Origin of the sequence: Thermobifida alba (assembly GCF_023208015.1) — a bacterium.
In the GTDB taxonomy this organism is placed as follows: Bacteria; Actinomycetota; Actinomycetes; order Streptosporangiales; family Streptosporangiaceae; genus Thermobifida; species Thermobifida alba.
This window is the reverse complement of the sequence record NZ_CP051627.1, coordinates 2,869,281-2,895,860: the sequence shown is the minus strand read 5'-3', so window position 1 is coordinate 2,895,860 and position 26,580 is coordinate 2,869,281. Positions and strand designations below refer to the sequence as shown.

Below are 26,580 nucleotides of genomic sequence, written 5' to 3'. Positions count from 1 at the left end.
TCCGGAAGCGGCGGGGGCCCCGCGGACGGCCGCGGGGCCCCGGAGCGGGACGGGTCAGGAGTACCGCTTGATCTCGCGGCGGGCCAGCGAGCGCAGGTGCACCTCGTCGGGGCCGTCGAAGATCCGCATGGCACGCGCTCCGGCGTACATCTCCGCCAGCGGCACCACGTCGCTCACGCCGGCGCCGCCGTGGACCTGGATGGCCCGGTCGATGACGGCCACCGCGGCGCGGGGCGCGGCCACCTTGATCGCGGCGATCTCGTTGCGCGCGGCCTTGGCCCCGTACTTGTCGATCATCCAGGCGGTCTTGAGCACCAGCAGGCGGGCCTGTTCGATCTCCAGCCGCGACTCGGCGATCTGCTGCTGGACGACGCCCTGTTCGGACAGGGGCTTGCCGAAGGCGACCCGGCTGGTGGCGCGGCGCACCATCAGCTCCAGGGCGCGCTCGGCCTTGCCCAGGGCCCGCATGCAGTGGTGGACGCGGCCGGGGCCGAGGCGGGCCTGGGCGATCATGAAGCCGTCGCCCTCGCCCGCGATGAGGTTCTCCGCCGGCACCCGGACGTCGTGGAACTCGATCTCGCAGTGGCCCTCCTGGTCCTGGTAGCCGAAGACCGGCAGGGAGCGCAGCACCTTCACGCCGGGGGTGTCGCGCGGGACCAGGATCATGGACTGCTGGCGGTGGGGGGCGGCCTCTGGGTCGGTCTTGCCCATCACGATGAAGATCTCGCAGCGCGGGTCCGCCGCGCCGCTGATCCACCACTTGCGCCCGTTGATCACGTACTCGTCGCCGTCGCGGACGATCGAGGTGCAGATGTTGGTGGCGTCGGAGGAGGCGACGTCGGGTTCGGTCATCGCGAAGGCCGAGCGGATCCTGCCGTCCAGCAGCGGCTCCAGCCACCGCTTCCGCTGCTCGGGGGTGCCGAACATGTGCAGCACCTCCATGTTCCCGGTGTCCGGGGCGGAGCAGTTGAGCGCCTGCGGGGCGAGGCTGGAGCGGCCGGTGAGCTCGGCGAGCGGGGCGTAGTCGAGAACGCTGAGTCCGCCCACGTCCGGCAGGAACAGGTTCCACAGTCCGCGGCGGCGCGCCTCGGCCTTGAGGTCCTCCATCACCGGGGGGAGCTCGTGGTTGTCGGGGCCCGCCGCGCGGCGCCAGGCGTGGTAGACGGGCTCCGCCGGGTAGACGTGCTCGTCCATGAACTCTTGGAGGTTGGCCAGATAGTCCTTGGCCTTGGGGCTGAGTTCGAAGTCCATGACACGAGTATGGCACCTAACCGACCGGTCGGTACCTTGGGGTGCACGTCCCGTCGGGCCCGAGGATTCGGCGGAGCCGGGACGGGGAACTAACATCGCCCGGTAGTTCGGGAGGATGGAGGCGAAATGTCCCGAAGCCACAGGGGAATCATCACCGACTGGGGCGGGGTGCTGACCACACCGCTGCCCGAGACCATCTCCGCCTGGCTGGAGCAGGAACGCATCGACCGCGTCGCCTACCGCGACGTCATGCGCACCTGGGTCCACGCCGCCTACAACGGCGGAGCGCACAACCCGGTCCACGCACTGGAACGGGGCGAGGTGGAGACCTCCGAGTTCGAGCGGATGCTCGCCGACCGGCTGCGGCTCGTCGACGGCGGTCCGGTCCCCGCCGAAGGGCTCATCACGCGCATGTTCGCGGGCTTCGAACCGGTCGAGGAGATGTACGCGGCCCTGCGCGCCGCACGCGACCAGGGCGTGCGCACCTGCCTGCTCTCCAACTCCTGGGGCAACGTCTACCCGCGCGACCTGTTCGCCGAGACCTTCGACGGCGTGGTCATCTCGGGCGAGGTGGGCATGCGCAAACCCGAACCGGAGATCTTCCGGCACGCGCTGGAACTGGTGGGGCTGGAGCCGCAGGACTGCGTCTTCATCGACGACGTGGAGAGCAACGTCGCCGCCGCCGTCGACCTCGGCATGATCGGCATCGTGCACCGGGACCCCGCCGAGACGCGGATGAGACTGGAGGAGACCTGCGGGATCAGTCTCACCCCCCAGCTGTGAGCCGGATCATGGGCCGGATCGCGGGAGGCACGGGGCCCGGGCGGGGCGCAGACCCCCGCGGTTCTGGGGACAATGGCTCATGCGCATCTATCTGCCCGCCACGTTCACCGTCCTCGCCGCGGCCCTGGCCGACGGGGGGTTCCGCGACGCTCCGTACACCGCCTACGCCGTGACCCCCGAGCTGCGCGCCGCTCTCGGCACCGACGACGAGGAGGAGCTGGAGTACGCCGCGATGGGCGCGGCCGCGGAGGAGTCGGCGCGGCTGCTGGCCGCCTCCCCGGACACGCCCGCCCGCCGGGTGGTGGTCGCGGCCGAGGTGCCCGACCGGGTCGTCCGCCCCGCGGCCGCCCCCGATGCGCCCGCGCGGGTCCGGGTGGAGGCGGAGGTCCCGCTGAAACGGGTCGCCTCCGCCCACGTCGACGACGCGGCCGCGGCCCCCGACGTCGCCGCGGGGCGCACCGAGGACCACGAACTGCTCTGGTACGCCACCCAGGAGCTGCGCCACCTCCTGGAGTGAGCCGGGCCCCGCCCCCCGGGGCCCGGCCCTCACAGCCGAGCCAGCCGCTCCCGGACGGCGGCCAGGTCGCGCTCGGCGTCCTCGGCGGCCCGGGCCACCCGGTCGTGCAGGGAGCGCCACTCGCGCACCCCCGCCTTCACCCGGCGGTGCAGGGAGGCGAGGTCGGCGTCCACCGCGTTCCGCTGCTCGGCCTGTTCGGCCCGCACGTCCACGTACCTCCAGCCGCCGACGACGCCGGCGACCACGGCCACGGGCAGGAACAGCGGGAACCACCCGGTCACCAGGGCGAGCAGGACCGCTCCCGCGGCCACTCCCAGGGACCACCACACCACCGTCATCGGCGGGTCGCTCAGGAAGACCCGTTCGAGCCGCTGTTCCGCCGCGGTGAGGCTGTCCTGGTCCGCGCCCCGGGAGGTGAGGACGACCCGGGCACCGCGGTAGGAGACGGAGGTCTCGTCGACCAAGGGGCGTCGCGTCTTCCCGGCCAGGTCCTCGGCGGCCGCGAGCACCTGGGGAGCGCACACTCCCAGGGCGAACCGGCCCCGGGCGGGGGCCTCCTCGGCGACGACGTCCGCGGCGAGCAGTTCCCGCAGGTCGCCCACTGTCTCGTCCCACAGCGGCGGCTCGGTGTCCAGGGACTGCTCCCCGCTGCTCTCCACCACCCGGCGCAGCTGTTCGGCCCGGCGGACCAGGGGGGCCTCCTCGGCGCAGCCCTCCGCCACGAGCAGGTCCAGAGCCGCGGTGACGGAGGGGTCGACCTCGGGCGCGGCCTCCGCGCCGGGGGACCGCTCCAGGGCGGCGCGGAGCGCGGAGAGCCGGTGGGCCGCGTCCAGCCGGGAGGGGACCTCTCCGAGGTTCACCAGGTCCGACCGCGCCTGGTCGGGGGAGGGCGGGAGCAGCGACATGACCGGGGCGGACCGCTCCGCCTCGGGGTAGCGGTCCAGCGCGGCCGCCAGGTGGCGGCGGACCAGGTCGTGCGCCCTGGCCCCCAGCAGCCCTGCGGCGGCCGCCAGCCACAGGGCGCGTTCGTGCCGCCGGATCTCGGTGGAGGGAGCCTGCAGCAGGCCGGGCAGGAACCGTTCGGCGAAGGGGGCGGCCCGGTCGGGGGCGGGACGGTTCCCGGCGGTCGCCGTCGCCAGCACCGCGAACACGCCCGCGCGCACCGGGTCGAGGCGGGCCGCGATCCCGAAGTGGCGCAGCGCCGAGTCGACCGCGCCGTCGAGGGCGGCGGACAGGCCCCGGGCCGCCGGGGTCAGCCAGTAGTCGGCGGGCGCGTCGTCCAGGCGGGGACGGGCGGCGGCGCCGTCGGCCAGGAGACGGTGGACCTGGTGGCGCACCAGGGCGTAGGGGGCGAACGGAACCAGCAGCGTGCGCAGGTCGCTCAGTTCCACGAAGGCGTCGAAGCTCGCGGTGAGCCGGTCCAGCCGCTGCTCCAGGGTGCCCCTGACGTGGCGCAGTTCGGAGTGGAGCCGCCGGGTCCGGGTGTGCTGGGACCAGACGGCGAAGTCCAGGGAGTCTTCCAGAGCCCGGATTCTGTGGTTCTGGCGGACGTCCCAGAAGTCCTGGAACAGGTCGAGAAACCGGTCCGCGTCGCTCACCGTTTTGGCGCTCCCGTCGTTTCGTCGGGTGATTCCTCCGCTACTCCTGACCGCGCGTAGCGCCCGGAGGTTCCCGCGGCGACCGATCCGGTGGGAGTCGGACGGGTACGGCAGAATGGGACCGGTATGGAGCGTCAGTGCCGTTTCCCTGTGTGAAGGAGCCCCCCATCAGCCGCCTGGTGTTGTGGAACATCGACCTCACCCTCCTCGACGTCGCCCAGGTGACGCGCGCGGCCTACGCCGAGGCGTTCGAGAAGGTGACCGGAGCGCCGCTGGTGTACCTGGCGTCGGCGGCGGGACGGACCGACTCGGAGCTGTTCTTCGACTTCCTGGCCCGCAACGACGTCGACGACGCGGACGAGGCGCTGCTGCCGCGTTTCACCGAGGAGCTGGGCGCGGCCTTCGCGCGGCGCAGCGACGAGCTTTCCGTCAAGGGACGGGTGATGCCCGGGGCGCCCGAGGCGCTGGACGCACTCATGCGGCTGCCCGACACCGTGCAGACGGTCGTCACCGGCACGATCATGGCCAACGCCAAGACCAAGCTCGCCGCGTTCGGGCTGGACAGCCGGCTCGACCTGAGCATCGGCGGCTACGGCTCGGAGAACTACCCCAAGGCCAGCCTCATCCAGTTCACCCGGATGCGGGCGGAACAGGCCTACGGACGCGCCTTCCCCGAGTCCCGGACCGTCTACATCACCGAGTCCGCGCGCGACGTCGAGGCCGCCCGCATCGGCCGGGTCGAGCCGATCGCGGTGGTCAGCGGCTCCTCCACCGAGTCCCAGCTGCGTGCGGCCGGCGCCGAGCTCATCCTCGCCGACCTCACCGACCCGGCCGCGGTGGTGGCCGCGGTCCGGGCCGCCACGGGCGGGGAGTGAGCCGGTCGAGCCGGAGGCGGAAGGGCGCAACCCCGCCCCGCCGGAGCGGCCGCGGGGGTACTCTCGAAGAGCCGGGACACCCGCTCGCCGCCCGCGGGCGGGGTGGTGGGAGCGGGCTTCGTCCGGTGCAGTAGTGTCCGAGGACGAAACCCACTCTCAACAGGCGAAACGCAGTGATGGCCGAGCCGCTCGCGCTCGCTCTTCGGGACCCGAATAGCCTGTGACACGGCGTGGGCCGGACAACGGCGTCCTGTCCAAGCAGCGTCTCTGTCCATGTGCGCGGGTTTCCCCCGAACGGTCTCGGTCGGTGGGGCGGTTGTGACTTTTCTCCAGTCTCCGTCGCACGAATTCGCACGAGGGTACGCGGCACCGCGAGCACCGCGGCCCGTGACCCCTACGGCTCACGAAGGAGTTGAGATCGCAGATGTCAGGGCAACCCGACGTCGTCAAGGCCCAGCTGCTTGACGACGCCGTCCGCCAGTGGGCCCGGTCCGAACGGCTTCCGGTGGACGCCGACCGCTTCGGCCGGTTCCTGCAGCTGTACTACCGGCACGTCGACCCCGAGGAACTCAAGGAGCGGCTCCCCGAGCAGCTCGTACGCCACGCCCTCGCCCACTGGGAACTGGGTGAGCAGCGCATCCAGGGTCGGGCCAAGGTGCGGGTCCGCAGTCCCGAGGACCCCGGCGACACCGGCCACAGCATCGTGGAGATCGTCACCGACGACGCTCCGTTCCTGGTCAGCTCGGTGACCATGCGTCTGGCCGAACGCGGCATCAGCGTACGGCTGATCATCCACCCCCAGCTGCGGGTGGAGCGCGACACCCTGGGCAACCTCGTCGAGGTCGATCCTGACGGATACACCCTCCGTCCGCTCGACGAGTCCTGGATCCACCTGGAGATCGACCGCCAGGACAGCGAGGTCGCCCGCAAGGAGCTCACCGAGGACCTCAACAACGTCCTGGCCGACGTGCGCGTGGTCGACGAGGACCGCGCCCGGATGCGGCACACCGCGCTCCGCCTGGCCGACCAGGTGACCGAGTCCGCCGCCACCCTCGTCTCCGGGGGCGTCGCCGAGGCGGAGATCGCCGAGAGCGCGGAGTTCCTGCGCTGGCTGGCCGATCAGCACTTCATCTTCATGGGCTACCGGGAGTACCGGCTGGACACCGACGAGACCGGCGCCGAGGGCCTGCGCGCCGTCCTCGGCACCGGCCTGGGGCTGCTGCGGATGGACTCCGACTCCTCCCAGACGGTCCGCCCGCTGCCGCCCGAGGGGCGCAGCAGGGCCCGCGAACCGCACGTGCTGGTGCTCACCAAGGCCAACTCCCGGGCCACCGTCCACCAGCCCAAGCACCTGGACTACATCGGCGTCAAGAAGTTCGACGAGCACGGCCGGGTCGTCGGCGAGCACCGCTTCCTCGGCCTGTACACCCACGCGGCCGAGACCAGCGCCATCAGCCAGGTCCCGATCCTGGCCCGCAAACAGGACGAGGTCCTGCGCCGCTCCGGGTTCGCCCCCGACAGCTACGACGGCCGTGAGGCCGTCGAACTCCTCGCGGCCTTCCCCCGCGAGGAACTGCTGCAGATGTCGGTGGAGGAGATCCAGGAGGTCGTGCTGGGCGTCCTGCGGCTGCGGGAGCGCCGCGGCACCCGGCTCTTCTTGCGCCGCGACGCCTACGGCCGGTACGTGTCCTGCCTGGTCTACATGCCGCGCGACCGCTACACCACCAAGGTGCGCCTGGCCGTGCAGGAGGTGCTGGCCCGGGCGTTCCGGGGCGCCACCATGGACCACAGCGTCATGGTGGGCTCCTCCTCCCTGGCCCGCCTGCACATCGTGGTGCGCGCGGGCCGCGACGCCGAGCTCGCCGGAGTCGACCGGGCCGAACTCGAAGCCGAGGTCGCCCGGGTCACCCGTTCCTGGAACGACGACTTCGCGGCGGAGCTGACCGCGCGCTTCGGCGCCGACCGCGCCCGCGAACTGCTCGACGCCCACCTCGACACGATCAGCGAGAGCTACAAGGTCGACGTGCCCGCCGCGGCCGCGGTCGACGACATCGACCGCATCGACCGGCTCGGCCCCGACGACGTCATGGTCCGGCTCTACCGCCCCGAGGGGGTGCTGCCGGGAGAGTGGCGCTGCAAGGTGTACCGGACCGGCAGCCCCATCACGCTGTCCCAGGTGCTCCCGCTGCTGGAGGACATGGGCCTGGAGATCGTCGACGAGTGGCCCTACTCCTTCGAGCGGCCGGGCGGGGACGGCGAGCGGCGCGAGTGGGCGTGGGTCTACGACTTCGGCCTCGTCGACCCGCCGCTGGACGCCGAGGCCGTGAACCAGGTGAAGGACCTGTTCGAGGAGGCCTTCGTCGCGCTGTGGCAGGGGCGGGTCGAATCCGACCGCCTCAACGCCCTGGTGATGCACGGCGGACTCGACTGGCGCCAGATCACCGTGCTGCGCGCCTACGCCAAGTACCTGCGCCAGACCGCCAGCACCTTCACGCCCGCCTACATCGCCGACGTGCTGAACTCCCACACGAACCTGGCCCGGCTGCTGGTCCGGCTGTTCGAGGCGCGGTTCGACCCGCGGCTGGACGAGGCCCGCGCCGAGCGGTGCGAGAGGGCCACCGAGGAGATCCTCGGGGAACTCGACCGGGTCGACAACCTCGACGCCGACCGCATCCTGCGGTTCTTCCTCGCCGCGATCCAGGCCACCCTGCGCACCAACTACTTCCAGGACGGCGGCGCCAAGCCCTACCTGGTCTACAAGCTGGACCCGGGACGCATCCCCGACATGCCCCAGCCGCTGCCCAAGCTGGAGATGTTCGTCTACTCGCCGCGGGTGGAGGGCGTGCACCTGCGCTTCGGCACCGTGGCGCGCGGCGGCCTGCGCTGGTCGGACCGGCTGGAGGACTACCGCACCGAGATCCTGGGACTGGTCAAGGCGCAGACGGTCAAGAACTCCGTCATCGTGCCCAGCGGGGCCAAAGGCGGCTTCGTCTGCAAGCAGCTGCCCAAGGGCGACCGCGACACCGTCATGGCCGAGGTGGTGTCCTGCTACAAGCAGTTCATCGGCGGGCTGCTGGACGTCACCGACAACCTGGTCGACGGGCGTATCAGCCACCCCGAGGACGTGGTCCGCCACGACGGGGACGACTCCTACCTGGTGGTCGCGGCCGACAAGGGCACGGCGACCTTCTCCGACATCGCCAACTCCGTCGCCGCCGAGCGCGACTTCTGGCTCGGCGACGCCTTCGCCTCCGGCGGCTCGGTCGGCTACGACCACAAGGCCATGGGCATCACCGCCCGCGGCGCCTGGGAGTCGGTCAAGTACCACTTCCGCGAGATGGGCGTGGACGTCCAGAGCGAGGACTTCACCGCCGTGGGCATCGGCGACATGTCCGGGGACGTGTTCGGCAACGGCATGCTCCGCTCCGAGCACATCCGCCTGGTCGCCGCCTTCGACCACCGGCACATCTTCCTCGACCCCGACCCGGACCCGGCGGTGGGCTACGCCGAACGCCGCCGCCTGTTCGAACTGCCGCGCAGCTCCTGGGCGGACTACGACCCCTCGCTGATCTCCGAGGGCGGCGGGGTGTACTCGCGCACCGCCAAGTCCGTGCCGATCACCCCGCAGGTGCGCGAGGCCCTCGGGATCGCCGACGAGGTCACCTCGCTCACCCCGCACGAGCTGATCAAGTGCGTCCTGACCGCCCCGGTGGACCTGCTGTGGAACGGCGGCATCGGCACCTACGTCAAGGCCTCCACCGAGACGCACGCCTCGGTCGGGGACAAGGCCAACGACCCGGTGCGCGTCGACGCCGCCCAACTGCGCTGCAAGGTGGTCGGCGAGGGCGGCAACCTGGGGATGACCCAGCAGGCCCGCATCGAGTACGCGCTCGCGGGCGGCCGGGTCAACGCCGACTTCATCGACAACTCCGCCGGGGTGGACACCTCCGACCACGAGGTGAACATCAAGATCATGCTGGACCGCGAGGTGCGGGCCGGGCGGTTGGACAAGGCCGAGCGCGACGAGCTGTTCATCGGCATGACCGACGAGGTCGCCCGCCTGGTGCTGCGCACCAACTACCAGCAGAACACGGTGCTGGCCGCGGCCCGCAAGCAGAGCCCCGCCATGCTGCACGTCCACACCCGCTACATGCGCAAGCTGGAACGGGACGGACACCTCGAACGCAAGCTGGAGTTCCTGCCCGACGACAAGGCCGTCGCCGCGCGGCGCTCCGCGGGACGGGGCCTGACCGCTCCGGAGTTCGCCACCCTGATCTCCTACACCAAGATCGTGCTGGCCGAGCAGATCCTCGCCTCCGACCTGCCCGATGACCCCTACCTGCACTCCGTGCTCGTGGAGTACTTCCCCACGCCGCTGCGCGAGCGCTTCGGTGACGCCATCGCCCAGCACCCGCTGCGCCGGGAGATCGTCACCACCATGGTGGTCAACGACATGGTCAACCGGTGCGGATCGACCTTCGCCTTCCGGCTCAACGAGGAGACCGGGGCGGAGGCGCCCGCGATCGCCCGCGCCTACCTGCTGGCCACGGAGGTCTTCGGGCTCCGGGACTTCTGGGCGGAGGTGGAGGCCCTCGACTACCAGGTCGACGTCGACACCCAGCTGACGATGCTGCTGGAGGCCCGCAAGCTCGTTGAGCGCTCGGCCCGCTGGCTGATGCGCTACCCCTCCTTCGGCGCCGACCTCAACGCCGAGATCGCCCGGTTCCGGGAGGGGGTCCGGGAGATCGTCCCGCAACTGCCCGAGATGCTGCAAGGACGCGACCTGCAGTCCTTCAACGAGCGGCGGGACGCCCTCACCGACCGGGGAGTGCCCCGGAAGCTGGCCGAGAGGGTCGCGGACATGGTGCCCGCCTACTCGACCTTCGACCTGGTGCGGGTCTCGGAGGAGACGGGGCGGTCGCTGCGCGAGGTCGGCGAGGTCTACTTCGACCTCGCGGACCAGCTGCAGCTCAGCCGGCTGCGGGAGCGCGTCGTCGCGCTGCCGCGTGACGACCGCTGGAGCACGATGGCGCGCGGCGCCGTGCGCGACGACCTGTACGCCGCGCAGGCCGACCTGTGCGCGACCATCCTGCGGTCGGGGCACGCCGGGGAGCGGCCGGACGAGCTGCGCGCCCACTGGACCGAGCAGAACCGCGCCGCGGTCCGGCAGGCCACCGAACTGCTCTCCGAGATCTGGGAGACCGAGCGGTTCGACCTGCCCACCCTCTCGGTGGCGGTGCGCTCCATCCGGTCGCTGGTGACGTCCAGCGGCTGAGTGGGAACCGCTTCGGGGACCGTTTCGGGGACCGCGGCCGCCACGGCCGCGGTCCCTCCTCGTCGGGGCGCCCCGCGGCTCCGGGGAGTTGGCGTCGGCCGCGCGGAGTTGGTGTCATGGCGGTGTGGAAGCCAACGGGGAGCGCCCGAGCGTCGACGCACTGCTGGAGGCCGTCGACGCCGTCTGGGACGACGTCGACCGGCTGCGGGCGATCGTCCGCGCGGCACTGGACGCCGGGTTCGGCCCGGAGGTCCTTGCTGCGGCCGAGCGGGTGCGCGACCTCGACCCGGACCCCGACCGCGGCATCGTGCTGTACACGTCGGCCCTGCGCGCCTGCGGCCGGCACGACCGGGCCGAGCGGGAGCTCATCCGGCACATCGAGGCCCGCGGCGGGCACCCCGACACCTGGTTCGCACTCGTCGGGCTGGCCGAACGCCGGGGCAGCGCCGAGGACGTCGCCACCGCCCTGGACAACACGCTGCGCCTCGACCCCGACCACGCGGACGCGCTGGTGTGGGGGTGGCGCCGCCACGCGCGCGCCCAGGGGCCGCAGCGGGCCGACGCGTGGCTCGCGGAACGGGCCCCCGACAGCTGGCGCGCCACGGTGATGCTGGGCGAACGCGCCCTGCACCGGGGCGAGGTGGAGTCGGCCGTGGAACTGTTCGCCGCCGCCTGCCGGCGCGGCGGACGGCACGGCGAGCCGCTGCGCCGGGCCGCCCGGGCGCTGGCCGTCAAGGGCCGCGACGCGGAGTGCGCCGCACTGGTGGCGGCCCACTGGAGCGCGTCGCACGGCCCGCTTCCGCTCATGGAGGCCGTCGAGGCCCAGCTGCGCCTGGGCCGCGTCGCCGACGCGGCCCTCGCCGTGGCCCGGCTGCGCGGGCTGGGGGACGTCGAACGGGACCACCCCGAGGTGGCCGACCTGTACCGGCGGGTGGAGCGGGCCCGCGCCCGGCACGGGCTCTGAACCCGGTGCGCGGCCGCGTGGGCGAGGCGGCGGCCACGGCCGTCTAGACTGGGCAGCGTGGCAGAACTAGACCCCGCAGAGCAGATCAAGGAACTCGCGTCCACGCTGGAGAACATCGAGGCCGTGCTGGACCTCGACGCCAAGCGCACGGAAATCGAGCAGCTGCGGGAGCAGTCAGCCGATCCCGAGCTGTGGAACGACCAGGACAACGCGCAGAAGGTCACCCGTCGGCTGTCCTTCCTGGAGTCCGAGATCACCAAGGTCGAGAGCATCCACAGTCGGCTGGACGACATCGGTGTGCTCTTCGAACTCGCGGCGGCCGAGGACGACGCCGAGACCCTCGCCGAGGCGCGGGGCGAACTGGAGTCGCTCCGGTCCGACATCGGCGAACTGGAGGTACGCACCCTGCTGTCGGGCCCCTACGACGAGCGGGAGGCCCTGGTCACCATCAACGCCCAGGCGGGCGGGGTGGACGCGGCGGACTGGACGCAGATGCTGCAGCGCATGTACCTGCGCTGGGCCGAGCGGCGCGGCTACCCGACGGAGGTCTACGAGACCTCCTACGCGGAGGAGGCCGGCATCAAGTCCACGACCTTCGTGGTCAAGGCCCCCTACGCCTACGGCATGCTGCGCGGCGAGCACGGCACCCACCGGCTGGTGCGCATCTCCCCCTTCGACAACCAGAGCCGGCGCCAGACCTCCTTCGCCGGGGTCGACGTGGTCCCGGTCGTGGAGCAGAGCGACCACATCGACATCGACGAGAGCGACCTGCGCATCGACGTGTACCGCTCCTCGGGCCCGGGCGGCCAGGGCGTCAACACCACCGACTCGGCGGTGCGCATCACCCACCTGCCCACCGGCATCGTGGTCTCCTGCCAGAACGAGCGCTCCCAGCTGCAGAACCGCGCCACCGCGATGTCGGTCCTCCAGGCCAAGCTGCTGGAGCGCAAGCGCCAGGAGGAGGAGGCCGAGCTCGCCGCGCTGCGCGGCGAGTCCGCGGGGGCCTGGGGCACCCAGATGCGCAACTACGTCCTGCACCCGTACCAGAGCGTCAAGGACGTGCGCACCGGGGTGGAGACCGGGAACACCGGAGCGGTGCTCGACGGGGAGATCGACGAGTTCATCGACGCCGAGATCAGGTGGCTGCGCAGCCAGGAGAGGAACCAGCAGGCGGCGGGGTGACCGGTCGGCGGCGAAAGCGCACCGGGGCTCGCCCGAGAGGTCGTGTATATGTGAACGTTATCACCGCTTGACGATTCCTCTATGCTCTTGGTAGCTGACTAGTGTTGCCCCCGAGCCCCTGTGCGGGGCCGGGGACGGGAGACACCGTCGGAGTCGGGGAGCGAACGGCGGCGCCGCACGTTCCGTGGTTCGAAGTGGACCCGGACATTCCGGGTCGCTTTCCCCCTACACTGTCGATTGGCCCTGTGGCCGCGGTACTGATCCGAGCGGCCCCACCACTTGTGGGCCCCAACCTTCGAGACCCTTGTGATGCGCCCGTGATCCAGTTTGAAAACGTCACCAAGGTCTACCCGACCCAGAAGCGCCCCGCGTTGAACGGCGTTTCCATCGACGTCGACAAGGGGGAGTTCGTCTTCCTCGTCGGCCCCTCGGGATCGGGTAAGTCAACGTTCCTCCGTCTCATCCTCAAAGAGGAGAAGCCGACCAGGGGTCGAGTCCACGTCGCGGGCAAGGACCTCGCGCGACTGTCCAACTGGAAGGTGCCGCACCTGCGCCGCCGTATCGGCTGCGTGTTCCAGGACTTCCGGCTGCTGCCGAACAAGAACGTCTTCGAGAACGTGGCGTTCGCGCTGGAGGTCATCGGAAAGCCCCGCCGGTTCATCCGCAAGGTCGTCCCCGAGGTCGTCGAACTCGTTGGTCTCGAAGGCAAGGCCGACCGCATGCCCGACGAACTCTCCGGTGGCGAGCAGCAGCGCGTGGCGATCGCGCGGGCCTTCGTCAACCGACCGCAGATCCTCCTGGCCGACGAGCCCACGGGAAACATCGACCCCGCGACCTCGATCGGCATCATGAAGGTGCTCGACCGAATCAACCGGACCGGAACCACCGTCGTCATGGCGACCCACGACGCCGCCATCGTCGACTCGATGCGCAAGCGCGTGATCGAGCTCGAAGACGGCGAGGTCATCCGGGACCAGTCGCGTGGCGTCTACGGCCAGGCGTACTAGGTCCCGCTTTTCGTGAATCCCGGGCTCACGGAGCCTGTAGCGGAACACCGCCCAGCGGCTCTGTTCGTATTGCCCACCGAGCGGCACGGAGCCCCACAAGGATGGACCTTTGACACATCATGCGCGCACAGTTCGTACTCTCTGAGATCTGGATCGGCCTGCGGCGGAACCTGACGATGACCATCGCGGTCATCACCACGGTCGCCATCTCGCTGGCCCTGTTCGGTGCCGGCATGCTGATCAACCAGCAGGTCAGCGCGATGCGAGGGTACTGGGACGAGCGGATCTCGATCACGATCTACCTGTGCACCGAGAGCTCGCCCAGCACCCACTGCGTCGAGAACGGGCCCGCGACCGACGAGGACCGCAACTCGATCCAGGCGGACCTGGAAGCCATGCCCGAGGTTGCCAACGTCGAGTACGTCGACCAGGCCCAGGCGTGGCAGGACTTCCAGGGGCGCTTCGCCAACCAGCAGGCCCTCGTCGAGGCCACCAAGGAAGGCGACATCCCCGACAACTTCCGGGTCCAGCTGGTCGACCCCTCGCAGTACGAGAAGGTCCAGGAGAGTTTCCGGAACCGGGCCGGCGTCGACATGGTCTCCAACGACAAGGACGTGCTCGACCGGTTCTTCGAACTGTTCGACGTCCTCAAGTGGTCGGCACTGACCGTCGCCGTCGTCCAGTTGGCCGCCGCCGCGCTGCTGATCGGCAACACGATCCGGCTGTCGGCCTACAGCCGCCGCCGCGAGACCGGCATCATGCGGCTGGTGGGAGCCTCCAACTTCTACATCCAGCTGCCCTTCCTCCTCGAAGGCGCGATCTGCGGCCTCATCGGGGGTATCATCGCCTCGGGCTTCATCGTCGCGACCAGGTTCGTCCTGCTGGACAAGATCCAGGACTGGTTCTACTCCGGCGTCCAGCTCAGCACGGGGGCGCTGCTCTCCGTCATCGGAATGTCCATCATCCTGGGTGTGCTGCTCTGCGCGATCGCCTCCTTCCTGACGCTGCGGCGCTACCTGCGCGTCTGAGGCTCTGAGGCGACCGGCCTGACAAGGAGCTGGCACACATGGCACGCGAAAAAGGACAGAAGACCATCGCGCAGAACCGGCGCGCGCGGCACGACTACCACATCGAGGACACCTACGAGGCCGGTCTGGTACTCACCGGCACCGAGGTGAAGTCGCTGCGCGCCGGGCGCGCCTCACTGGTGGACGGCTTCGCCCAGATCAGGGACGGCGAGGCCTGGCTGCACAACGTCCACATCCCCGAGTACACCCTGGGGACCTGGACGAACCACGCCGCACGCCGTCCCCGTAAGCTGCTCCTGCACCGGGAGCAGATCATGAAGCTGGACGCCAAGACCCGCGAGGCGGGTCGCACGCTGGTCCCGTTGTCGCTCTACTTCCGGGACGGACGGGCCAAGGTCGAGATCGCCCTGGCCCGAGGCAAGCGTGAGTACGACAAACGCCACGACATCGCCGAACGCGAGGCCAAGCGCGACATCGAGAGAGCGCTGCGTCGGCGGCGTTGAAAGGACAGACAGGTTGCCCCCCCGAAACAGCCTCCGTCGATTCCTCGCCGCGACCACGGGGGTCCTCGTGGTCGCGGCCACCGCAGCCTGTGCGGCGGAACCGAGCCCCGAGGTCGCCGTCCGCAACTTCCTGCTGAACTGGCAGGAGGGCGACTACGAGGCCGCCGCCCGGCACACCGACGGTGACGGCGCCGCGGTCGCCGAGGCCCTCCGGCAGGCGCACGACCAGCTCGACCTGGCGGCCCTGCGGTTGAGCCTGCGCCCCATCGAGATGGCCGGCGACACGGCGACGGCCGAGTTCGGGGCCGAGGTCGACCTCGGTATCGGCGACCCGGTGTGGCGCTACACGGGCACGATCCCCCTGCACCGCACGTCCGGGGGGTGGGCCATCGCCTGGTCGCCCGCGGTCATCCACCCGGAGCTGGAGGAGGGGGAGCGGCTCGCCGTCACCTACGACGTGCCCGACCGCGGCCAGATCTACGACCGCAACGGCACGGCGCTGGTCGAGGAGACCGAGGTCACCGCCTTCGGGGTGCGCCCCGCCGAGATGGCGGACATGACCGAGGGGATCAACAGCCTCGCCGAACTGCTCGGCGAGGACCCCGAGCCGCTGCTCAACCGGGTCCGCTCGGCGCCGCCCGAGGAGTTCCAGCCGCTGGTCCTCAAACGCACCCAGGACGTCTCCGACGCGCTCCTGGGCGATGTGGCCCGGATTCCCGGGGTGGAGACCGAGGAGCGGAAGATGCCGCTCAACCCGGAACGGGCCGCGGGGGTCGTCGGCGAGGTCGCCGGAACCGCCGAACACAAGGTCTCCAACCGCGTCTCGGGCCCCTACCAGGCGGGGGACACGGTGGGGCTGAACGGCCTGCAGAGCAGTTTCCAGCAGCGCCTCGCGGGCACCGCCACCACCCGGATCGTCACGCTCGACGCCGCGGGCGAGGAGACCGGGGTCCTGGAGACCTGGACCGGGGTGGAGAGCGGCTCGCTGACCACCACCCTCGACAGCGCCGTGCAGGAGGCCGCCGAGGCGGCCCTGGCCACGATCGAGGGCACCGCCTACCTGGTGGCGGTGGACGCGGGCTCCGGGGAGATCCTCGCCGTGGCCGGGCAGCCCGCCGGGACCGCCAACGACGGCGCGTTCACCAAGCAGTACCGGCCCGGGGAGGCCTTCACGATCGTCTCCGCCGCGGCGATGCTGGGCGGGGGCGAGGTCACGACGGACACCACCGCGGTGTGCGAGCGGGAGACGAAGGTCGGTGACCGGACCTTCACCACGCCCAACGGCAGCGGCCTGCTGGGCACCCCGGACCTGCGGACGAACTTCGCCTACAGCTGTACCACGGCGTTCGCGGAGCTCGCGGAGTCGCTGGACGCCGCCGACCTGGCCGAGAGCGCGCAGCGGTTCGGCATCGGACAGCCCTGGCAGCTGCCGGTCCCGGCGTTCCCCGGCGAGTTCGCCGCCGAGGGGGGTGCGGGGGCCGTGGCCGCCGCGGCCGTGGGCGCCGACGGGGTCACGGTCAGCCCGCTGGGCATGGCCCTGGTGGCGGGAGCCGTCGCGGACGGCCACTGGCACGCGCCCCGGCTGGTCGACGGAACGGAGACGGAGGTCGACAGCATCGCGGTGGATCCCGAGGTGCTGGAGTCGCTGCGGGAGCTGATGCTCGCCTCGGTCCAGCAGGGCAGCGCCGCCACGCTCAACATCGACTACGTCAACCCGGTGCACGGCCAGACCGGTACGGTCCGCCAGGAGATCGACGGGGCGGAGCAGGCCGTCCAGTGGTTCGTCGGCTACCGGGGGCGGGTGGCCTTCGCGGTGGTCGTGGAGACCGAGCCCTCCTACACCTACCAGTTCGCGGTGAACTCGGCCCTGGCGTTCCTCCAGTCGCTGCCCGACGGCTACGTCTCCGCCGCCGGGGCGGAGACCGAGGAGGGGGACGCCTGAGCCCCGCCCGGATTTTTCCGGGAGGAAGCAACCCCCGGCCCCCGCCGAGGCGTCTTCGTAGGTGACTGGTCCGTGATGGGGGGTCGCGGATTGCAGTCCGGGACAGGACCTCGTCTCGGGGGAGGCCCTGTCGTTCGAGGCCGGCCCGACCCTGCCGGCCGCCCTCGCGGGCAGCGTTGATGGATCCCGTCCGCGCCCGCGAGGGTTTCTTCTCGCCCGGGACGGCCCGGGCGCCGGGAATCATGTTGGCTCCCGCTGTGTTGAACCAGTAACCTGGGACATGGCGGGAACAGTACGCTGGTCCCGGGTGCGGGCCTTCGGGCCCGTTGACAACTGCACAGGGGGTGATCGGTTTCGACTTCGGTGGTTGTTGTAGGGGAAGCGGGCCGAGGACGGCGGACGCAGCCTCGTAAAAAAGCGACCGCGAAACAACAAGTGCCAATTCCAAGCGCACTGAGTTCGCTCTCGCTGCCTAAGCGATAGCGACTCTGTCGGCCCGGGAGTGTCTCCGCCCCGGTGTCCGGCATCGTTGAGGAGACTCACCGGTCAGATCAGGCCACAGGGTCTGATCGGGACATTCATGTGGCTGGGCCTGTCGGCGACTCGTCTGCGTGAGCGCCGGGGCCGAGTAGAACGCTGAGCAGACTGCGCCCGGAGAAGCCCTGCTGCAGCACTGAAGGACGCGGGTTCGATTCCCGCCACCTCCACTCCAGAACGGCCCTGTCGCCGCGGATTCCGTCCGCGGCGACAGGGCCGTTTCCGTTGTCGCGCCCACACCCCCGACGGGCTCGCCTCCTGCACGGCGGAGCCGGACCCCGCGCCTTCGGGGCCCGCAGCGCGCCGCGGGCCCCGAAGGCGCGGGGCGAGACGCCGCGGTGACCTAGACTGGCGGAATGATTGTCGCGTTCTCTGTGACCCCGATGGGCGTCGGCGAGTCGGTGGCGCCCGCAGTGGCCCGTGCCGTCAGGGTGGTCCGGGACAGCGGACTGCCGTACCGCACCGACGCGATGTTCACCAGCGTCGAGGGCGAGTGGGACGAGGTGATGGATGTGGTCAGGCGTGCCGTCGAAGCCGCCGGAGAGGGCGCCCCCAGGGTCAGCCTGGTCCTCAAGGCCGACATCCGCGAAGGCGTCACCGATGGTCTGACCAGCAAGGTCGAAGCGGTCGAGGCCCTGTTGCGCGAGCAGTGACCCGGGGCGCTCAGGACAGCTCCACGCCGAGCAGGCGGGCGGTCCGCTCGACGCTCTGGTCGAGGTCGTCGCAGTCGCCCAGGTACATGCCGAACGACGTCACGAAGACGTAGCCGTGCTCACGCCGCTCACAGGTGATGTCCTCCACGGCGAACTCGGACTGGGGATTGCTCACCCGCAGGAACGGCAGGCCGTCGTCGATGACCCGCGCCCAGATCCCGTGCGGGGCGACCGCCTCGGCGAGGCGGGCGAGCCGCCGCCGCTGGAGCGACTGGGTGAGGATCGCCGCCGGAGTGACGGCGCGGGTGTGGTACGTGGGGTGGACCATGACGGTGTCCTCACAGGCCGGGGAAACTCCGATTGATCTCCACGTATTGTGAACGCCACGCCACCTTTGGTCACGTACCGTGATCGTGACACGCCGTGTGGACGGCGGCTCCGACCGTCCGGCGCGCCGGACGAGTCCGTTCCGGACCGGGGCTCAGCGCAGTCCGACGGCCCTGCGCACCGCGGCGCCCAGGTGGACCGGGGCCACCGTCAGCAGGACCTCCTTCCTGGTTCCCCGCACCTTGGCGTAGACCGGGCGGGCCCGCCGCCACCAGCGCCGCCCCGCCGCGGGCAGTGTTCCCTGCAGCGCCAGCAGGGGGGCCGCGGCGCCCTCGGCGTCCGGCCGGAGGGCCAGCGACCACGTGCCGAAGGGCAGGACCTCCTCGTCGCCCAGGCGCAGCGCGCAGGTGAACGAGCCGTCCTCGGCGGTCTCGACGGGAAGGTCCACGGTCCGGCCGTCCCCGTCGGTCGCCCGGAGCCGGAGCGGGCCGACGACGTCGACCGAACCGCTGAGCAGGAGCGTGGCCCTCTCCTGCGGCGCCCACCGCGCGGCGGTGACCTCGGCGGCGGGCGGCGGGTGCTTGACGCCGCCCACGTCGAGGGTGAGGTTGCCGTGCGGGTTGGTGTAGTAGGTGGTGACGAGGCCGTCGAGGGGGCGGACGACCCGGTGCTGCCGGCCCGCGGGGACCTCCGGGGAACGCTGCGATCCGATGCGGGCCTCCTTGGCCACGCCCCGCACCACCACGTTCAGGAAGACGTCCCACAGGCCCCGGGGAAGCGGTGCGCCGGCGGCGGCGCGGGCCGGGTCGACCACCGCCGTGAACCCCGCGGGGGCATCCTCCCCGCCGGTGCGCGGCGCGTCCGGCTCCGCCGCGGTCCGGGTGACCGGCAGGCGGTGCTCGGCTCCGCTCTCCCGTTCCCGCAGCACCAGTTCACTGCCGTCGTCCAGGCCGCCGAGCCGGTCGACGGCGGCGTGTCCGCGCAGCCGGAGCCGGGAACCGCTCCAGGAGACCTCGCTCAGGTGGTGGCGGACGGCCAGTTCGCCGGTGATGTCGAAGACCTCGTCGGGGGCGGACACGTCGGGGTCCCGGAAGTACGGGTAGGCGCCGTACACCCGTCCCTTCTCGACGACCGTCGGGGTCGCGCGGTCCTCCAGGGTGTGCCGCATGACCTCCAGGGTCTCGTCGAGGCGTCCGGAGCGGATGAGCCACAGCCGCAACCGGTCCGCGGCGGGCATGCCGCGCTGGACCTCCTCGGTGCACCAGGCGCGCACGAAGCCGCGGAACTCCTCGAACACCGCGGCCCGCTGCTCGGGGTCGGTCTCCGCGAGCAGGTGGGTGAGGAACTCGCGCTGGTCGCTCTGGAAGTGGCGGCGCAGCAGCCGGTCCCGCTTCGGTCCCGCCTCGACCTCTCGGGTGAGCAGGTCGAACACGGCCCGCAGGAAGGGGAGCCGCCGCAGCGCTCCGTCGGGGCGGGAGGTGTTGTTGCCGCCGTCGTCCCGCCGGACGGCGTAGTAGCAGTCGTAGTCGGCCACCACCGAGACCACCGAGGCGTTGAGGTAGGCGGTGGCGGTGAACGGCTGGTCCTGCCCCACGGTGAGGCGGGGGTCGAAACGGAGTCCGAGGTCTTCGAGGAGCGTCCGGCGGAAGAGTTTCGTCGGCCCCAGCGCCCAGTAGACGTTGGAGTCGAACACGGTGGTCCTCGGCTGGTTGCGGCGGAACATGGAGACGGGCACGGTCCGTCCGCCGACCCCGACCATCTTGCCGAGGACCACGTCGGAGCCGTTGGCGTCGGCCGTGGCGACCATGCGCTCCAGCGCCTCGGTGCCGAGCCAGTCGTCGGCGTCCAGGAAGAACACGTAGCGGCCGGTGGCCAGGTCCAGGCCGACGTTGCGCGGCTGGGCGGGGCCGCCCGAGTTCTCCTGGTGGATCACCCGCATGGTCGGGCACCGTGCGGCGAAGCGGTCGAGCTCCTCGCCGGTGCCGTCGGTGGACCCGTCGTCGACCGCGATGATCTCCAGCCGTTCGACGCCGATCGACTGCTCAAGGACGGACTCGACGCACTTGACCAGGTAGGGCATCGCGTTGTAGGCGGCGATGACGACACTGACGTCGGGTGGGGAGGTCACGTGGGCTCCGGTGGTTCGGTGGGGAAACGGATCGCCGTAATGACTGGGTAATCTACCGAAATTTACGGAAATCGCAGGGTCTCCTGCCGTCCCGGGGCGCGCCCCGGGACGGCAGGAGACACGGATCAGCGCAGGACGCGCCGCAGCGCGGACCGCAGCAGTGCCACCGGTCTGACCCGGACCGCGAGCCGGGCGCCGGCCCGGCCCGTGACGGGGCGGAACGTGAACGCCCGCAGCCCCCTGATCGTGCGGGAGTGCGGAATCTGCGGGTCGGGCCGCAGCGCGGTCCCGTACCGCGTGCCGTCGGCGTGGACGAGGACCAGGGAGAGGTCCCAGACCAGTTCGGCGGTTCGGGGACCGGGGACGCCGAGGGACAGTTCGGCGGTGATCCGGACGGTCCCGTCGGCCTCCTCGACGCGGGCGGGGGCCTCCAGCGGCGCCGCGCCCTCGGCGGTGGCACGCAGCACCGCGGCGCGGGGGAGGTCCTCGCCGACCGTCGGCACCGCCGTGATCCGCAGGGTGTCCCCCGTCCGCCACGCGGCCGACTCCACCCGCACCGCCGAGGCGGGAGCGTGCCGGACCGCGCCGACCTCCAGGCTCAGGTTGCCGTGCGGCCGGGTGAAGTAGGCGACCGCCAGCCGCCGCCCGGCGCCGTGGGGGACGAGCCGCAGCAGGGGGTCCGTGCGGACCGAGGGGGAGCGGTCGGCGCCGACGCGCACCCGGGTGTCGAGACCGGACGCCGTGAAGACCGCGAAGACGTCGAAGACGCCGTCACACGGCCCGGCGTCGGGGGCCGGACCGGACAGCGGGACCGCCGCGGTGAAGGAGGCGGCGTCGAGCGAGGACACCGGGAAGCGGAGCTCCCGCCCGCTCTCCCGCTCCACCAGCACCACCGCCATCCTCAGCCCCTCGGACAGCAGCGCCCCGTTCGGATGCTCCCCCGTGATCTGCAGCGAACCGTCGAGCAGGGCCACGTCCGTCAACCGCACCCTGCCGTGCGGGGAGCGCAGGAAGGCCCGCTGCTCCACCGGGCCGGTGCGCAGCACCAGCCCGAGGGAGCCCTTCCTGGTGCCGTGGACCGCGCGCAGTCGGACCAGGCCGGGGCGGGAGACGTCCTCCCGGGCCATCCGGGCGCGCAGCACCGTCTGCCCGTCCTCCTCGCCGAGCACCGCCGGCAGGAGGGACGTGTCGCCGTCCTGCCGGCGCGCCTCAAGGTGCAGCGGGACCTCGCCGGTGAGGGCCAGCGCCAGGGGGACGACGAGTTCCGCGTGGCCGGGGCGGTCGAGGATCCGGCAGTCCGCGGGGCGGCGGAGGGCCCGGTGCAGGAAGGACAGGCCGCCGTTGACCGACACGGTGAGGGCGCCGTCGGGGGACCAGAAGGCGTCGGCGAAGGTCGCGGCGGCGTAGCAGGCGGGGCGGCGCTGCTCCTCCGCCTCGGCGGTGTGCTCCCGGACGGCGGTTTCGGCCTCGACGCCGAAATAGCGCACCCGGACGACGACGTCCCACTGCCCTTTGGTGAGCCGGCCGCCGTCGGCGGCCGCCAGGTCCACCACGGCGGTCACCTCGAACCGGGGGGTGCCGCTGCCGCCGGTGCGGTCGGGTTCGCCGACCGTGCGCACCTCGGTGTGGAACGCCGCCCGGCGGTGGGGCCGCCGGCGGTTGCGCAGTTCCACCTCGATCCGGTTGTGCGGACGCAGCCAGCGCATGTCCGGTCCGGCCGGGGCGCCGTCGGGGCCCAGCCAGTGCCACGCCTCCCCTGCGCGTCCCAGGACGGGGGCGGCTCCCCCGGAGGCCAGGCCGACGCCGAGGCGCAGTCGCAGCCGCGACCCCTCCCAGGCGAAGGACTCCAGGCGGGCGGTGGCCTCCACCGGTCCCGCGGCCGCGGCGGCGCGGGCGTCGGTGCCCGTGTCGCGGACCTCGATCGTCAGGGCCTCCTCGGCGTCGAAGACCGGGCGGACGTGGACGTCGCCGTGGTCGGTGCCCTCGACCTCCACCGCGGGGTAGGAGACGGTCCGGTCGTGCCCCAGGACGCCGTCCAGGTGGCGGCCGATCCTGACGCCGGGGGAGTCCGCGTGGGGTACCAGTTCCAGGTCCCAGGTCTCCTCGGGAGCGCTCCGTTCGCCCAGCAGGAGGTCGGCCACCGGGATCGAGGCGGTGAACGCGCCGTCGGGGCCGACCGGGCACGGCAGGAGGCGCTCCGCCGGGGCCGGACCGCGCCGGACCAGGCGCAGCCGGGCGTCGGGCAGGCCGGAGTCGCCCAGGAGCGTGCCGGTGAGGGTGAGGGAGGAGCCGTCGCCTGCCACCGCCTCCACCTCGGCGTGCGGTTTTGCGCGGCGGACCACGACGCCGAGCCGGTTCGCGGGGTCGCGGGTGGGCACGGCCAGGGACAGGCGTTTCACGGAGGCCGGGTCCAGCGGGTAGGCGCGCAGGTCGATGAGGGAGGCGGGGACGGGGGAGACGGAGTCCCCGTCGACGCGGTGCACGCTCCAGGCTCCGGGGGACAGCCGCGGGTCCTCCGGGTCGACGGTGACGGTGCCGTCCTCCTCGACGGCCAGGGCCGTCTCGGCGGAGCCGGCGCGCAGCAGCACCCGGTGGGGCGGCCGGGCGAACCGCAGCGTGGTGGAGCCCGTGGCGGAGGCCGCGGCGGTGCACTCCACGACGGTTGCGGAGGCGGGGGGCGGCGGGGACGCGGGCGGCAGCGGTCGGCCGGCCAGTTCGTGGAAGAGCTCCTCGTGGCGGCGGGCGATCGTCTCGGGGTCGAACCGTGCGGAGCCGTGCAGCGCGTTGCGCGCCATCCTGGTCCGCGCGGCGTCGTCGCCCATCATCCGGTCGAGTCCCTCGGCCACCGCGGCGACGTCGCCGTTGGCGACCAGGAGTCCGTCCACCCCGTCCCGGATGATCTCCGGCGGGCCCAGGGGGCAGGCCGTGCTCAGCACCGGCAGTCCCGCGCGCATGGCTTCGACGATGGTCATGCCGAACGACTCCCTGGCGGAGGTGACGGCCGCGAAGGAGCCGAGCGCCCAGGCCTCCTCGATGCGGGGGTGGGGGCCCATGAGCAGGACGGCGTCGCCCAGTCCGAGGCGGGCGACCTGCCGCCGCAGGGCCGGGAGTTCGGCGCCGTCGCCGTAGATGCGCAGGGTCCAGTCGGGGTGTTGCGGGGCCACCCGGGCGAAGGCGTCGATGAGCAGGTCGAACCGTTTGATCGCCTCGATGCGTCCGGCGGCCACGACCGTTTTCGGGTCGGTCCCGGCAGCGCGGCGGATCGCCGGGGCGGGAACGCTGTTGGGAATGGCGAGGACGCGGACCCCGGGCAGGTCCATGCGTTCCCGGTACTGCCGCGCGTCGGCCTCCGTCACGGTCACGAGGGCGTCCAGTCCCCGGTAGACGTCGCTCATGACCGCCATGAGCCGCTCGGGGTGCATGTCGTGGGTCAGGTGCTCCTGTCCGACCTTGACGATGCGGTCGGGGGCCAGCCGCACCAGCGAGACGATCAGTCCGGGACGGGTGCCGACCACCACGTCGGCGTCGGTACCGGCCAGGTAGTCGCGCAGCCGGTCGTCGGTGAGCAGGCTGTACTGCCGCTGGCGGGTCTCCTCCCGGGGGAAGACCTCCGGGGGCAGTCCCGCGCGCTCCTCTCCTTCGTGCAGCCGCCGTCCCTGGACGCCCACTCCCTCGCCGGGAGGGAGTCGGGTGTCGACGAGGCTGGTCACCGTGACTCCCGGAGGAATGGGGAGGACCGGGTGGTCGCGGTGGCGGAACACCGACACGATCTCGACGTCGTGTCGGTGCCGCAGGGCCGACGCCTGGTTGATGACCGTTCGATTGGTCCCGCCGATTCCGTAGATGTTGTGGATCAGGTAGGCGATCTTCATCGTGCTCCCGGAGCAGAGGAAGGAGATCTCTTCGAGAACCGGGTCGCGGGCGCTGGCCGGGCGGGGTCTGCGGCCGGGCGGCGACACCGGTGTCACGCCACACGGTACGTGCGGTTTTTAGGAAATTCTGACAATTCTCATTTCTGGTGGTGAATATTGTCTTTTGGGGATGATTGGGATGAAAGGGGATTGTAGCAAGAAGAAGGTCTCGCGGCTTTTCGCGGTGTGCGGCGGATTGCGGCGGGACGAGGGTGTTCGGACGGGCGGAGAAATGGTGTGTCCGCTTCGGGGGTATTCGCGGACTTCCTGGCAGTCGGTCGTGGGGAGGGCCGGTGGACTCTGATTCGTTGCGCTGTGTCGGGAGGGTCTCGCGGTGGGTGACCAGGGGGTTCGGGGTTTGCCGGACCGTGGGGCGGGGTGTCGAAAATGAAATGTGGAGAAAGTGACGATTGTCCGATATGGGTGCTAGGGTGCGACGAGGGCGGTGAAGCTGAGGCAGGCCGGGGAGGACTGGATGCCCAGCTCAGCACGGTGAGGCGCGGCCTCCCGCTCCCCCGTTCCCTCGGTTGCCGGACGCCGCCCCGCTACCCCGCATCAACCCGGTCATTCGTCCCACAGGGGATTTCTTGATGAAAAGAATCCTGATCCGCTCGGGAAAGAGCCCGTTCGACGTCGTGTCCCCCGAGAAGGTGATCCAGCACAACATCATCGGGACCAACGCTGGAAACCTGATCTTCAGTGACGCGGTGCACAAGATGCTCTACACCGAGGGCGCGGAGATCACCTCCAACCGGTTCGTCGTGGACCCCTCCGCCGCCGACCGCATCAACGAGGAGTACGATGTCTTCGTGGTGCCGCTGGCGAACGCGTTCCGTCCCTCGTTCGAAAGGCACCTGCGCACCCTGACCGAGCTCATCGAACGGCTCACCATCCCGGTGGTCGTCTTCGGGGTCGGCGCGCAGAGCGGCCTCGACTACAACCCCGAGCGGCTCGCGCCACTGGAGCGGACCGTGAAGAGGTTCGCGGCCGCGGTCCTGGACCGCTCCCCCTCGATCGGGGTCCGCGGCGAGTTCACCGAGAGCTACCTCAACAGCCTCGGTTTCACCGACGTCGACGTCATCGGCTGCCCGTCGATGTTCCTCAACGGCACGGACCTGTGGGTCGAGAAGAAGGCCGAGCGGCTCGACCGGGACTCCAAGATCGCGATCAACGCCTCCCGCAGCGCCCTGGGAGCGGGCGACATCGGTGGAATCGTCCAGACCAACTGCGAGCGCTACCCCAACCTGCTCTACATCGCACAGGAACTGAAGGACCTGGAACTCCTCTACTGGGGTGACGCCTCGGAGTGGGACGGCCGGTACAGTCCCATGCCGGTGCACCGTACCCACCCCCTGTTCCAGCAGAACCGGGTCCGCCTCTACTACGACCCGGTGACCTGGATCAACACCCTGAGCGACTACGAATTCGCGTTCGGCACGCGCATCCACGGAAACATCGCGGCCCTGCTCGCGGGGACGCCGAGCGTCGTGCTGTGCCACGACTCGCGCACCCTCGAACTGTGCCGCTACTTCGACATCCCGCACCGGCGGATCAGCGAGCTGGACGCCGACGTGGACCCGGCCGACCTGTACGCGGAGGCCGACTACGACGCCCTGGTCAAGGGGCACCGGGAACGGTTCGACCGCATCGTCGCCTTCATGGACAAGCACGGGCTGGACCACGTCTTCCGGCCCGACCGGGACAACGGGGCCGCCTTCGAGGCCAGGATGCGCGAGATCGAGTTCCCGCCGGGCGTCCAGGCCTGGGGGGACGACGACAGCGAACTCGTGCAACGCCTGGGCAGGCTCCGGGAGGACACCAGGGAGCTCAGGAAGCAGCAGGCCGTGTCGGAGCGGCGCATCGCCGAACTGACCAAGCAGCTCCAGGCGCTGGAGAAGCGCGTGGACAAGGAGGTCAAGCGGCTGCGGACGCTGGAGCGGGACCTGCGCAACTCGCCGTACCGCCGGGTGCGGCGGGTGGTGGGGCGCTCCGTCCGCCGCATCGTCGGCAGCCGACGCTCGTAGGCGTGGGCGCGTGACGCAAAGGGGGCGGCGGTCCGGTTCCCGGACCGCCGCCCCCTCGTCGCCGAAGCCGGACGG

17 protein-coding genes and 1 other RNA gene are annotated in these 26,580 nt (G+C 71.4%); 13 read left to right on the top strand and 5 right to left on the bottom strand.

The window, feature by feature from the left end; genetic code table 11:
• Positions 1 to 54 precede the first annotated feature (54 nt).
• Positions 55 to 1,251: an acyl-CoA dehydrogenase family protein gene (locus FOF52_RS12775; protein ID WP_248590193.1), complete on the bottom strand. Its 1,197-nt coding sequence runs from the start codon at positions 1,249 to 1,251 to the stop codon at positions 55 to 57.
• A gap of 126 nt (positions 1,252 to 1,377) precedes the next feature.
• Between FOF52_RS12775 and FOF52_RS12770 the strand changes: the two genes are divergently transcribed.
• Together FOF52_RS12770 and FOF52_RS12765 are read left to right on the top strand one after the other, a co-directional pair.
• Positions 1,378 to 2,034, top strand: a complete 657-nt coding sequence (locus FOF52_RS12770; RefSeq protein ID WP_248590192.1) for an HAD family hydrolase — start codon at positions 1,378 to 1,380, stop codon at positions 2,032 to 2,034.
• 79 nt (positions 2,035 to 2,113) lie between these two features.
• The gene (locus FOF52_RS12765; RefSeq protein ID WP_248590191.1) at positions 2,114 to 2,551 is read left to right on the top strand and encodes a DUF6912 family protein; all 438 of its coding nucleotides are present in this window, start codon (positions 2,114 to 2,116) and stop codon (positions 2,549 to 2,551) included.
• Positions 2,552 to 2,580: 29 nt separating this feature from the next.
• On the opposite strand, the gene FOF52_RS12760 is transcribed toward FOF52_RS12765, so the two are convergent.
• Positions 2,581 to 4,149 (bottom strand): hypothetical protein, encoded by a 1,569-nt coding sequence (locus FOF52_RS12760; RefSeq protein ID WP_248590190.1) that lies wholly within the window; start codon positions 4,147 to 4,149, stop codon positions 2,581 to 2,583.
• A gap of 137 nt (positions 4,150 to 4,286) precedes the next feature.
• Between FOF52_RS12760 and FOF52_RS12755 the strand changes: the two genes are divergently transcribed.
• From FOF52_RS12755 to FOF52_RS12710, 10 genes are all read left to right on the top strand, one after another.
• The gene (locus FOF52_RS12755; protein WP_248590189.1) at positions 4,287 to 5,024 is read left to right on the top strand and encodes an HAD family hydrolase; all 738 of its coding nucleotides are present in this window, start codon (positions 4,287 to 4,289) and stop codon (positions 5,022 to 5,024) included.
• A gap of 424 nt (positions 5,025 to 5,448) precedes the next feature.
• Positions 5,449 to 10,299: an NAD-glutamate dehydrogenase gene (locus FOF52_RS12750; RefSeq protein ID WP_248590188.1), complete on the top strand. Its 4,851-nt coding sequence runs from the start codon at positions 5,449 to 5,451 to the stop codon at positions 10,297 to 10,299.
• Positions 10,300 to 10,423: 124 nt separating this feature from the next.
• Complete coding sequence (locus FOF52_RS12745) at positions 10,424 to 11,263, top strand: tetratricopeptide repeat protein (RefSeq protein WP_248590187.1); 840 nt, start codon at positions 10,424 to 10,426, stop codon at positions 11,261 to 11,263.
• Positions 11,264 to 11,320: 57 nt separating this feature from the next.
• On the top strand, positions 11,321 to 12,445 hold the full coding sequence (prfB, locus tag FOF52_RS12740) for a peptide chain release factor 2 (RefSeq protein ID WP_248590186.1): 1,125 nt from the start codon (positions 11,321 to 11,323) through the stop codon (positions 12,443 to 12,445).
• Between the two features lie 317 nt (positions 12,446 to 12,762).
• Positions 12,763 to 13,452 (top strand): cell division ATP-binding protein FtsE, encoded by a 690-nt coding sequence (ftsE, locus tag FOF52_RS12735; RefSeq protein ID WP_248590185.1) that lies wholly within the window; start codon positions 12,763 to 12,765, stop codon positions 13,450 to 13,452.
• Positions 13,453 to 13,571: 119 nt separating this feature from the next.
• Positions 13,572 to 14,480, top strand: coding sequence for a permease-like cell division protein FtsX (gene ftsX / locus FOF52_RS12730; RefSeq protein WP_248590184.1), 909 nt, complete (start codon positions 13,572 to 13,574; stop codon positions 14,478 to 14,480).
• Positions 14,481 to 14,518: 38 nt separating this feature from the next.
• The gene (smpB, locus tag FOF52_RS12725) at positions 14,519 to 14,983 is read left to right on the top strand and encodes an SsrA-binding protein SmpB (protein ID WP_248590183.1); all 465 of its coding nucleotides are present in this window, start codon (positions 14,519 to 14,521) and stop codon (positions 14,981 to 14,983) included.
• 13 nt (positions 14,984 to 14,996) lie between these two features.
• The gene (locus FOF52_RS12720) at positions 14,997 to 16,925 is read left to right on the top strand and encodes a penicillin-binding transpeptidase domain-containing protein (RefSeq protein ID WP_248590182.1); all 1,929 of its coding nucleotides are present in this window, start codon (positions 14,997 to 14,999) and stop codon (positions 16,923 to 16,925) included.
• Positions 16,926 to 17,265: 340 nt separating this feature from the next.
• Positions 17,266 to 17,635: a transfer-messenger RNA gene (gene ssrA, locus FOF52_RS12715) on the top strand.
• 183 nt (positions 17,636 to 17,818) lie between these two features.
• Positions 17,819 to 18,115: an MTH1187 family thiamine-binding protein gene (locus tag FOF52_RS12710; RefSeq protein ID WP_248590181.1), complete on the top strand. Its 297-nt coding sequence runs from the start codon at positions 17,819 to 17,821 to the stop codon at positions 18,113 to 18,115.
• A gap of 10 nt (positions 18,116 to 18,125) precedes the next feature.
• Here the strand turns inward: FOF52_RS12710 and FOF52_RS12705 are convergent, their stop codons facing one another.
• From FOF52_RS12705 to FOF52_RS21925, 3 genes are all read right to left on the bottom strand, one after another.
• Positions 18,126 to 18,443 (bottom strand): hypothetical protein, encoded by a 318-nt coding sequence (locus FOF52_RS12705; RefSeq protein ID WP_248590180.1) that lies wholly within the window; start codon positions 18,441 to 18,443, stop codon positions 18,126 to 18,128.
• A 153-nt stretch (positions 18,444 to 18,596) separates the two neighbouring features.
• Complete coding sequence (locus FOF52_RS12700; RefSeq protein ID WP_248590179.1) at positions 18,597 to 20,570, bottom strand: glycosyltransferase family 2 protein; 1,974 nt, start codon at positions 20,568 to 20,570, stop codon at positions 18,597 to 18,599.
• A 125-nt stretch (positions 20,571 to 20,695) separates the two neighbouring features.
• A complete protein-coding gene (locus FOF52_RS21925; protein WP_282573449.1) occupies positions 20,696 to 24,529 on the bottom strand; it encodes a glycosyltransferase family 4 protein in 3,834 nt (1,277 codons plus the stop codon).
• A 542-nt stretch (positions 24,530 to 25,071) separates the two neighbouring features.
• On the opposite strand from FOF52_RS21925, the gene FOF52_RS12685 reads away from it, so the two are divergent.
• Positions 25,072 to 26,505, top strand: a complete 1,434-nt coding sequence (locus tag FOF52_RS12685) for a polysaccharide pyruvyl transferase family protein (RefSeq protein ID WP_248590178.1) — start codon at positions 25,072 to 25,074, stop codon at positions 26,503 to 26,505.
• Positions 26,506 to 26,580 lie beyond the last annotated feature (75 nt).

What these genes read in the sequence shown, in the direction of transcription:
- FOF52_RS12770 (WP_248590192.1), top strand. Translation starts at nt 1,378, where the DNA reads ATGTCCCGAAGCCACAGGGGAATCATCACCGACTGGGGCGGGGTGCTG.
- smpB (WP_248590183.1), top strand. Translation starts at nt 14,519, where the DNA reads ATGGCACGCGAAAAAGGACAGAAGACCATCGCGCAGAACCGGCGCGCG.
- FOF52_RS12710 (WP_248590181.1), top strand. Translation starts at nt 17,819, where the DNA reads ATGATTGTCGCGTTCTCTGTGACCCCGATGGGCGTCGGCGAGTCGGTG.
- FOF52_RS12705 (WP_248590180.1), bottom strand. Translation starts at nt 18,443, where the DNA reads ATGGTCCACCCCACGTACCACACCCGCGCCGTCACTCCGGCGGCGATC.
- ftsX (WP_248590184.1), top strand. Translation starts at nt 13,572, where the DNA reads ATGCGCGCACAGTTCGTACTCTCTGAGATCTGGATCGGCCTGCGGCGG.
- FOF52_RS12765 (WP_248590191.1), top strand. Translation starts at nt 2,114, where the DNA reads ATGCGCATCTATCTGCCCGCCACGTTCACCGTCCTCGCCGCGGCCCTG.
- FOF52_RS12775 (WP_248590193.1), bottom strand. Translation starts at nt 1,251, where the DNA reads ATGGACTTCGAACTCAGCCCCAAGGCCAAGGACTATCTGGCCAACCTC.
- FOF52_RS12685 (WP_248590178.1), top strand. Translation starts at nt 25,072, where the DNA reads ATGAAAAGAATCCTGATCCGCTCGGGAAAGAGCCCGTTCGACGTCGTG.
- FOF52_RS12750 (WP_248590188.1), top strand. Translation starts at nt 5,449, where the DNA reads ATGTCAGGGCAACCCGACGTCGTCAAGGCCCAGCTGCTTGACGACGCC.